Genomic DNA, 2,274 nt, shown 5'->3' with positions numbered 1-2,274 from the left:
GAATTTTGCCTGTGTGGTATTTTCAGGAATGCCGCTAAAGTCGTTTTCCAGAGCAGAGCTTTGCGCCAGGCACTGCACACAGGCTGTATCCTTCCAGGCCTCTGGCCTTTCTCCAGCCAGCTCCAGCACTGCGTCCACTGCCCCATGAGTGCCTCTGCAGACAGGATAGGGCTTTGTAATAAACCCTCTGCCAGAAAAAATGCTCTCCTGCTTTTCCAAAATCTCCTTAAGACGCTTTTGTATCTGCTCGGGGGCGCTTTCTGCCAGGACCAACGGAAACAGTCCTTTTGGGCTCTCCAAAATGTCCTTTGCGGCCTTGGCGCCCCTGGATGCCATCTCAGCTGCGTACACGGCCTTCTGTGCCGCCCGCCCGGCAGTCAAATCCTTTGCCACAGTGCCGTAATTTGCCCGAAGCCCCATAGCCTCGCTCACTGCAAGGGCACAGGCATATGTCGTCTCTTCTATGGACAGACCATAAATTTCCGCCACTGCCGCCGCCCCTCCAAAGCATCCCATGATGGCAGAAGAATCCCAGCCCTTTTTATACCCCAGGGAAAACATGAGAGAAGCCATTCTGCAGGCTGTTTCCATTCCCCTGGCATAGGCGCAAAGGAACTTCTCCCCTGACACATGCCTTTTTTCGGCCGCCGCCAGCGCGGCAGGAAAAATCACCACGCCGGGATGTCCGTGGAGAGTGGGACAGATTTCATCAAAATCCAGCACATGGGCCGAAATTGCATAAAGCATGGTTCTGGCTTCCGGTGCGGCACACTCTGTCAGATAATCCTTTGCCAGCTTTACCGTCTCCTGCCCTGCCCCGGCGATCATATTTCCCAGGCAGTCATAGACAGACCATAGCATATTCTGCCATGTTTTTTCTTCCAAAATATCCTGATAATCCTGAAAATAACTTAAAAGCCGCTCAAGCACCGTCATAATATCATTTCCCCTCCAGCAGACTCCAGTCGTACAATACCCCCAGGGAACCGAAGCGGTTGTCATACAGCTTTTGATATACAGCCGTTGGATCCGCCGGAGAAACATAGTCCGTTATCATATCCTTCACATGAATCCTCCTGTCTCTGAGCAGCTCACAGAGCGCCCGGTGCACATCCTGCAGCTGTGCCGGATAAAAGGCATTGGGAATCTCCTCCATCATATCAATAAAAATACCGTGGATGGTGAGATAGCCCCGCAGCATATTTGTCCCCGGGCACTGGGATTCCAGATTGGCCGGATCTGCAATCAGTGAAACCCTTCCTCCATTTCTTACCAGCATGCTGACCTGGGCAAGCCCCTGTGCACTGGCGGTGGCATCAATGCCCGCATCCGCAAGCCTCCCTCCGTTGATGGCAAGGACCTGGTCCCTGGCATCGCGGGCATTGTCACAGATCACATGAGTTGCCCCAAATTGCAGCGCCCGCTCCGCCCTGGCTTTGACCGGGTCAATGGCAATGATCCTGGACGCCCCAAAAAGATGCGCAAACTGCAAGGAGGCAATACCATACAATCCCAGTCCCGCAGCCACTATGGTATCCGTAATTTTAATATTGGCCTTCATTGCGGCAAACAGCCCCGCCTTCAGCACTGTGAGAAAGCAGATTTCATCCGGAGTGAGGTATTCTGGCATTTTAAACAGCCGGATTCCCTCCGGAACGTTAAACAAGCTTTGGTGGCTGACATGGGCATACACCTTGTCTCCCACCTTATAGTCCTTTCCCCCGGCGCCCGTCTGTATCCCCTCTCCCGCCATGCTGTAGCCCACTCTCTGGGGATGCCCCAGCTCAGAACAGCGGTGCATGGATGGGTCAAACTGCCTCCGGAAGGAGATCAGCTCGGAGCCTGTGCTGATGAGGGATTTTAGCGCCCGGCACCGCACCTCATTATCCTGCAGCTCCTCCAGCTGCGCTTCGTCCAAACGCGCGTCAAAGGGTTCATGGTACATTATCTTTTTTGTTATCATAGTCAATCCTGCTCCTCTCCGCATATTCCTTTGGCGTAATGCCCGTCATTCTCTTAAACAGGCGGCTGAAATAGCTGATGCTGTTATAGCCTGCCATATAGGTAATTTCCTGCACCTGATAGCCTGCCGCCAGAAATTCCTTTGCCCGTTCTATCCGCACCGTGTTGATATAGTCCGTCAGGCTTACACCCATTTCTTTTTTAAAAAGCGCTCCGAAATAATTACTTCCCAGATTTGTTTTCTTCGCCATCAGCGTCAGTGAAAGGTTTTCACTGTAGTGCTCTGCAATATATTGTATACATAAGGAAATT

3 protein-coding genes are annotated in these 2,274 nt (G+C 52.3%); all 3 read right to left on the bottom strand.

Annotated elements, in window-relative coordinates:
* Positions 1–936 (bottom strand): MmgE/PrpD family protein (locus AC1WIP_RS14810; protein WP_481142553.1); only part of this gene is annotated, 936 nt, incomplete at its 3' end.
* A 4-nt stretch (positions 937–940) separates the two neighbouring features.
* On the bottom strand, positions 941–1,963 hold the full coding sequence (locus tag AC1WIP_RS14805) for a zinc-dependent alcohol dehydrogenase (RefSeq protein WP_481142552.1): 1,023 nt from the start codon (positions 1,961–1,963) through the stop codon (positions 941–943).
* The coding region (locus AC1WIP_RS14800) for a helix-turn-helix domain-containing protein (RefSeq protein ID WP_481142551.1) at positions 1,935–2,274 on the bottom strand (340 nt) is incomplete at its 5' end. The genes AC1WIP_RS14800 and AC1WIP_RS14805, both read right to left, overlap by 29 nt.

Source organism: Acetatifactor sp., assembly GCF_982438285.1.
This window is presented reverse-complemented; position numbering and strand designations above follow the sequence as displayed.